We start from the raw sequence: 8,045 nt of genomic DNA, 5'->3' as shown, positions 1-8,045 counted from the left end.
GGCCACCCGACGAATTTGCTGCTGCAGCTCGGCCGGCCACTCCACGGCCACACTGGCGCCGCGCTGATCCGCCACCGTCGGGTAGGGCCGATCGGTGGGCAATGCCAACCGCTCGGGCATCCCGGCCAGCTCCTGCTCCCAATAAGCCAGCTGCGCGCCGATGCGGCTGTCGCTGTCCTCGAGATCACCGAACTGGGCGCGCTGCCACAGCGTGTAATCGGCATACTGCACCGCCAACGGCGCCCAACCCGGGGCCTGCCCGGCACACCGGCTGGCATAGGCCACCCCCAGATCGGCCACCAGCGGGGCGATCGACAAGCCGTCGGCGGCGATATGGTGCACCGCGGCCACCAGCACGTGTTCGTCGTCGGCGACCCGGAAAAGCGTTGCCCGCAAGGGGATTTCGGTGGCTAAATCAAACGGGTGACGCACTGTGGGATCGATGGCCTCCTCGAGCCGTTCTGCCGACCAGCCGGTGGCGTCGACGACCTGCCAGCCCAAGTCGGCTCGCTCGGGGGGCACCACCAGCTGCCGGGCGATCCCGTCCGGGGCGATGAACAGGGTGCGCAGGCTCTCGTGGCGGCCCACCACATCGGCCAATGCCGCACTCAACACGTCGGCATCCAGCCGCCCGCTGAGCCGCAACGCCACCGCCATGTTGTAAACCGGTGAAGGCCCTTGCAACTGGTCGATGAACCACAACCGCTGCTGGGCAAACGACAACGGCACCACCGCCGGCCGCTCCACCGCCACCAACGGCTCCAGCCCAGCCCCACCGGTGCCGATACGGGGCACCAACTGGGCCACCGTGGGCGCCTCGAACAACGTTCGCACCGCAAGGTGAGTATCCAGGCCGGCGTTGATCGCGGCGATAACCCGCATCGCGGACAGCGAATCCCCGCCCAAGTCGAAGAAGGAGTCGTCGATACCGACGCGCTCGAGCCCGAGTACCTGGGCGTAGATGCCGGCCAGGATCTCCTCGGTGGGGCTGGCCGGGGCACGGTAGCCATCGGTCTCGGCGTATTCGGGTGCCGGCAGGGCACGGGTATCGAGCTTGCCGTTGACCGTCAACGGCAGCGCGTCCAACACCACCACGGCGGCCGGGACCATATATTCCGGTAGCCGCTCGGCCAGTGCGCTCCGCAGCTCGGCAGGATCGGCGGTTCCGGTGACATAGCCGACCAGGCGCTTGTCGCCGGGGCGGTCCTCACGCGCGACCACCACCGCCTGCTCCACCCCATCCAATTCGGCTAGGGCCGCACGGATTTCGCCGAGCTCGATGCGATAGCCGCGGATCTTGACCTGCTCGTCGGCGCGGCCCAGATACTGCAGCTGCCCATCGGCACCCCATCGCACCAGATCCCCGGTGCGATACATCCGCGCCCCGGGCTTCCCGAATGGGCATGCCATAAACCGCGATCCGGTCAACGCAGGCCGACGCCAATAGCCGACCCCGACCCCTTCACCGGCCAGATACAACTCGCCGACCACCCCGGCCGGCACCGGACGCAACCACTCGTCGAGCACGAAAAACGCCGCCCGCGTCACCGGCGAACCGATCGGCGGGAATCCCGATCCCGCGGTCAGCGGCGCACTCTTGCACGCCCACATCGTGGTTTCGGTCGGACCGTAGACGTTGACCATCGCCCGCCCCGGCGCCCACCGATCCACCAACTCCGGCGGGCACGGCTCGGCGCCGATCACCAACGCCGCCGACTCCAGCCCCTCCGGCGAGAGCACACTCACCGCAGACGGAGTCTGAGTCAGCACCGTTACGCCTTCACTGACCAGCAAGGCGTGGAACTCTTGCGGCGAACGAGACACCGACTCGGGTACCACCACCAGCCGCCCGCCGTGCAGCAACGCGCCCCAGATCTCCCATACCGAAAAGTCAAAGGCATAGGAGTGGAACTGCGTCCAGACCTGTCCCGGCTTCAACTCCACGCCGATCTGCAGCGAGTCGAACAGCTGCGCAACATTGTGGTGCGTGACGGCCACGCCTTTGGGCACCCCGGTGGTGCCCGAGGTGTAAATGATGTGGGCAAGGTCGTCAGGGGCCGGGACCGAGACCGCTGTGCTGGGTTGCGCTTCCACAGCCTCGTCATTGACATCGATGACAATTAGGTCAAACCCATCGAACCGCTCGGCCAGCTCGGTGGTGCTGATTGCGGCCATCGGCGCAGCGTCGGTGAGCATGAACTCGATCCGGGCCGCCGGCAGCGCCGGGTCGATCGGCAGATAGGCCGCCCCGGTCTTCAGCACCGCCAAGATCGCCACGATCGCCTCGGCCGACCGCGGAAACAGCAGCGCCACAGAAGCATTCGGGCCCACGCCGTGACCAATCAGCAGGTGCGCCAACCGATTGGCCGCGCCATCGAGCTCACGGTAGGTCAGTGATCGGCCCTCGCATACCAGCGCCACCGCCTCCGGGGTGCGGGCCACCTGTGCGGCGAACAACGCCGGAATCGACACCGGCGTGCTCGCCGGCTGGGTCAACACCGCACGGTTGCCCCACCCATCCAGCCGGGCAGGCTCACCGGCATCCAGCACGTCCATCGACGACAGCAACCGGGACGGGTCGGCGGTCATCGCCACCAACAGCCGCTCCAACCGCTGCGCTAAATCGGCGGGGCCAAAATCCGAAAACGGTTGCCCGGCACCTGCCGTGCTGAAAAGCTGCTCGTCACCGACGCCGTAGAACAACAGCCCAAAGTGACCTATCGGGCCAAAAGTGGTGTAGGTCGCGGTTGCCGGAACACCAGCGAGATCCAGGGTCAGTCTGGCCGGCACGAAATTCAGGACGACGCGATTTGCCGCCCGCCCGAGGCCGCGAACATCACCGTCACCCTCAAGCAGGTGCACCGGAAATCGCTGATGTTTCAGCGCTTCTCGTACTCGCGTGTCTACGTGCTTGCAGAAATCGCCGACTAACGATTCCGGCGACGCCCTCAAGACCAGCGGTACCACCCCGGCGAGCATCCCGGGAAGCAGCTTTGAGGCCGGATGCATTCGCCTGCTGACCGGGAAGTTGAGCACCACCTCTGAAGCGTCAGCGTCGAACCCACCCACCAACAGCGCGCAGGCCGCGGTGAGGACCGATGATCGACGGATACCCAACCTTTTGGCTAGTTCTTTGATTCGGCCGACGACGAACGGGTCCAATTGAACTGGCTCAGAAGGCCAATACGAATCCTGATCGCTCGCGTCCTGAGGTACCCGATAATCCGGTCCGTTTTTCTGGGGAAGGTTCTCGCTCCAGTAGGCCTGATCTTCCAGATAATCGGTGGACGCTTCGTATTCCGACTCGCTACTCACCAGGTCCTGCAGCGAACCGAAGAACGCGGGGGAAATGGGCGTGCCAGAAACAATTGCAGAGTAGATAGTTGCAATCCGGCGGCCTACGAGGCCGATGCCGGTTCCGTCCACGATTATGTGGTGGCTGCAGACGAACCAGAAATATTCGTCGGGCCGCGTCTGGAATAACGCGAATTTGAACAGCGGGCCGCTGAACGGCATCGGCGTGCGTTGGATCTCGGCTGCTCGTTCGTGGGCTTCCTGCTCGGCATGGTCCGAGCCGCTCAGGTCATAGAAGGCCAGCTCGACATCCGGGTAGTCGATCGGCCGCTGGAGAATCTGACCATCCACCTGGAAGAAGGCGGCCCTGCATGCCTCGGCCTCGTGGACCGCTTGGGTGATCGCCCGCTGGAGGGCATCACGGTCTACCCTGCCGTCGATTTTGACGAACAGGCCAAGCTGCCACTCAGTGCCGAGTTGACCCGTTTCCTGCGCAAGCCAAATGCCTAGCTGTCCGCGCGTCAGCGGGTATGCCTGGGCGTCGGGATCCGCCGACTGCCCGCGCGGTTCAACGATCAAAACCACGGCCTGCCAACCTCTCGCGCAGACTCTTCGGACGGATGTCGGCCCAGTTCTGCTCGATGTACTCCAGGCACGCAGGACGATCCGCTTCGCCGTAAACCATCTGCCAGCCGGCTGGAATCTCGGCGAACGCCGGCCACAGGCTGTGCTGCTCTTCGTCATTGATCAAGACGAAGAAGCTGCCGTTGTCATCATCGAACGGGTTGGTACTCACCGGTCCTCCAAATTTCGCTTGGCATGGGTCGAACAGTTCGCTGCACTAGCTATTTCGCCCAGTTGCTCTAGGGCTTAGCCCGGCAACGGTCCCGGCCGTTGCATGACCCCGAGCGTTATGCGTTTCAAACCCGCTGTCTGGCTTATCAAGCCGGGTAGCGTAGTCACTTCGCGTACATCGAGTGGTGAGCGCAAATCGACAGAGTGGCTTGCGTAGTGACAGGCAAACGCTCTCCAAAGATGCGCGTGCTGGCGCGGATTGCATTCTGCGACAGCGCGTTTCGTCGAAAGTGCCGACTATTGGCCGTTACGCAGGGGCTCGGACCTGGGTCCCTACGACCGTCAGGGCGGTTGCCGGACACGCCGTGCGGCGGGCAACACTCGTCATTTGCCCTGCGCCTGTTTCACATTGGTAAGTGGATAAGCCAGTGGCACCTGCTCTTTGACGCCGAGCATCGCGAATATCCGGTAGAGACGTCCGACACCCTCGGGACTGCGACAAGCAGTCTCGTCGGCGGTCGTAGACACGTAGCCGACTGCGGGCTACAGCTCCCCGGCGTCGATGGCTTTCTTGACTTCCTGCGCGTGGGCCACCTGGGCGGCGGTGTACCCGATCAGCAGCGCCACGGCGTTGAGCAGCACGACTACCCCAGCCAGCCACAGCATTCCGTAGGTGTAGCCGCGGTCCAGCGCATGCAACTGGGCGGCGTTCATAAACTTCACCGGACCGAGAGTGCCGCCCAGGGATAGTGTGCGCGACGTGATGGCGGCCTGGACTATGACCAGAACCAGCGGTCCTCCCAAGGTCTGCAGCATCACTGAAATCGCCGATGTGGGCCCGATACGGTCGAAGCCGACGCTGGCGATCACCGACAGTGTGAGCGGGACGAAGATCGCGCCGAGACCAGTAGCGCCGATGAGTAGCGGCAAAAGAAGATTCGGGAAGTACGGGATCCTGGCGTTGAGTGTCGCGCCGTATAGCGTGGCGACCAGAATCAGACTGCCGCTGGCGATCACCACCACCCGCGGCGGGAACCACATCACCATCTTCGACGCCACAGCTACCCCGATGGCGACCCCGACGCCGAACGGGATGAAGGCGATGCCGGCGTGCAGCGGGCTGTAGCCCATGATGGTCTGCACGTACAGGCCGACCAGCACGGTCAGGGTGAAAAACACCCCACCGGCAAGGAACGTGGCCGCGAACGCGGCCAACCGGTTGCGGTCGAGGAACAGGTTGAACGGCACGATGGGGTTCTCGGCGGTGCGCTCCACCAGGACAAACGCCACGAAAGCCGCCAGAGCCACCACGCCTGAACCGATCGTGATGGCGGACCGCCACCCCACCTCCGGGCCCATCGAGAGACCGAACACGGCGGCGGTACAGGCCAGCGTCGCCAGTACCGCCCCGGTGGCGTCGAGCTTCATCCGCTCCTTCTCCGTTTCCTGCCGCGTGATGAGGGCGAGATAGATAACCGCCAGCCCGATCGGTACGTTCACCAAAAACGCCAGCCGCCACGACACGTCGGTGAGCGCCCCGCCCACCACCAGGCCCAGCACTCCGCCGAGACCGGTCATCGCACCGAGCACCGCCGTCGCCGTATTGCGTGTCGACCCCTTCGGGAACGTGGTCGCGATCAGCGCCAGATTGGTCGGCGCGATGATTGCCGCGGCCGCGCCGTGCAGCAGCCGTGCCGATATCAGCGTGCTTCCGTCCCAGGCGATGCCGCACAACGTCGAGGCGAAGGTGAACAGCGCGACCCCGACAATGAATGCGCGCTTGCGGCCGACGGTGTCACCCAGCCGGCCGCCCAGCAGCATCAGGCCACCGAAGGTCAGCATGTAGGCGGTAATCACCCAGCTGCGCCCGGCATCCGACAGGCCCAGCTCGTTCTGGATCCTGGGCAGCGCGAAGATCGCGACGGGCCCGTCCATCGCCACCATCAGCTGCATGCCGCCGATCGCGACGAGTACGGCGAACCGGCGAGACCGCAGGAAAGCCGGAAGGCGGTATCTCTTCGTATGGTGCAGGGTGGTCGGTTCGGTAGACATCTTCAAACCGCTACTTCGCCGGGGCGCCCTGATTGACGAGGGCCTCGAACCGCTTTTCCCAGCGAAGATAGTTGCCGGCGAGGCCGGTGAGAGGCACGAAGGGCATCGCGATCACCGACGTGAACACCGAGTTCACTAGATTCGCCGGGAAGCGCATCGGCCGCATGATGTCGACGAAAAGGATCACCCGTACCCCGTCCGTCCGGTTCCAGGCCTCGTGCTCGAAGGTGTCATCGAAGATCATCACCTTGCCCTCCTGCCAATGACGGGTCTGCGTCCCGACTCGGATGGCACAATTCTCGGCCGGCTCGGGAATGAGCAACCCGAGATGGAGGCGGAGCACACCCTTCCAGGGCCCACGATGTGGCGGCAGGTGCTTGCCGGGCGCGAGGATGGAAAAGAACGCGGTCTTCATGCCCGGCATCTGCTTCAGGAGCTTGGCTGTCTCCGGGCAGCGGCGGCAATTCCCCCGCGCCTTGAGACCGTAGGCGTAGAAGAAGAAAGTTTTCCAGCCGTCGTCTTGGGTGAGCGCCTTCTGGGCCGGCTGGAGTTCCTGGAAGGCAGGGATGTCCGCCGCATAGGGCAGAAGCGCATCGAGCTCCTCACGGACCTTGCGCCAATCAGCCTCGACCGCCCCGACCCAGGGAAAGTCTTTGGGATCGAAAAACTCGTGGTCGCCGTAAATCGAGGCGCGCCCAATGAAGTTTTCAAACCCGAAGAACATGTTTTGTATGAATTGGTAGAGCCAGATGCGCGTTCGCAACAAGAATCCTTGCCGCTGCGTCTCGCTCTCCACAACGCGACCGAACAAATCCTTTTCGATTTTTTGCATGGAGCCTAGCCCCTCTCTGAGTGTGATGTCGATCTTGCCCAAATCCGGGTAAGCACTTTCGCGGCAATCATTCTATGCACGCCCCTTCGGTTTCTAATAGAGCTTTGAGTAGTTGGCCATACAGGACAAGTGATTCGGTACTCATCATTTCTTGATGCATACATGCGATCGGGTAGCTGTTGATGTTGCCAGTGACATAAGGTCGCCAATCTTGCATACTCTGATCGCCCTCATCCAGCACAGCAGCGAATATGTTTACGTCACCGTTGAAGACACCGGGTTCGTGGGCTCGCGCCAACCCGATGTTCGTATCGTCGTTTCTTACAATCAGTTCGAGTAGCGGCTTGTATCGAGGAAAGTCGACAAACCCTCGTTCGCGAAGTAGTTCTTCTACCCGCTCATAGGTAAGCGGCGCTTCCTGATCGGGAATATCCACTCGACAGAACCGCAAAACTTCTTCGAGCGCCTGTTCGACCAAAGCAGCGCTATTCGGGACATCACTGCTTTCGTTGATCAGTAAGGCATCGAGAAGGATGAGACGCGCAATTGAGCATCCGCGTCGCTGGAGCTCGATGGCAATTTCATGGGCGACGACGCCTCCGAAAGACCAGCCGAGCAGATTGTAGGGCCCGGTAGGATCAATCGCTTGGATCCGGTCGGCATAGGTTTTCGCCATATCGAGGATCGACGCAGGTTCGACCTCCCCATTTTGCGGGGTTTGTTGAATTCCAATGATCGGGCAGTCCAAATAATTGCCCAGCGCGTAATACGGCCAGACCAGCCCACTCGCGGGATGGATGCAGAACAGCGGAAGTCCGGCGCCCTGCTTGAGGAACTCAACCGGGACTACTTCCACCTCGCTGGCAGCTTGGCCCAACTGCTGGCTCAGGCTTCTCACCGACGGCGCCTGGAATAAGGTGCGCACCGCAAGGTGAGCGTTCAGGGTGCTGTTGATCGCGGCGATCACCCGCATTGCGGATAGGGAGTCTCCGCCTAGGTCGAAGAAGGAGTCGTCGACTCCGACTCGCTCGAGGCCGAGTATTTGGGCGTAGATGCCGGCCAGGGTCTCTTC

5 protein-coding genes are annotated in these 8,045 nt (G+C 63.1%); all 5 read right to left on the bottom strand.

Annotation, left to right across the window (positions count from 1 at the left end; all coding sequences use genetic code 11):
* Positions 1–3,879, bottom strand: a 3,879-nt coding sequence (locus A5732_RS02660; protein ID WP_253188986.1) for a non-ribosomal peptide synthetase, incomplete at its 3' end; no start/stop codon positions are given.
* Positions 3,863–4,090, bottom strand: coding sequence for an MbtH family protein (locus tag A5732_RS26835; protein ID WP_064885382.1), 228 nt, complete (start codon positions 4,088–4,090; stop codon positions 3,863–3,865). The genes A5732_RS26835 and A5732_RS02660, both read right to left, overlap by 17 nt.
* Positions 4,091–4,632: 542 nt before the next feature.
* Positions 4,633–6,141: an MFS transporter gene (locus A5732_RS02650; protein WP_076100474.1), complete on the bottom strand. Its 1,509-nt coding sequence runs from the start codon at positions 6,139–6,141 to the stop codon at positions 4,633–4,635.
* Positions 6,142–6,151: 10 nt separating this feature from the next.
* Positions 6,152–7,015, bottom strand: a complete 864-nt coding sequence (locus tag A5732_RS02645; protein WP_216351562.1) for an aspartyl/asparaginyl beta-hydroxylase domain-containing protein — start codon at positions 7,013–7,015, stop codon at positions 6,152–6,154.
* A gap of 25 nt (positions 7,016–7,040) precedes the next feature.
* Positions 7,041–8,045, bottom strand: a 1,005-nt coding sequence (locus tag A5732_RS02640) for a thioesterase domain-containing protein (RefSeq protein WP_253188985.1), incomplete at its 5' end; no start/stop codon positions are given.

The organism is Mycobacterium colombiense (genome assembly GCF_001953985.1).
GTDB classification, from domain to species: Bacteria; Actinomycetota; Actinomycetes; order Mycobacteriales; family Mycobacteriaceae; genus Mycobacterium; species Mycobacterium colombiense_B.
The sequence above is the reverse complement of the archived record's forward strand: the minus strand, read 5'-3'. Positions and strand labels throughout refer to the sequence as shown.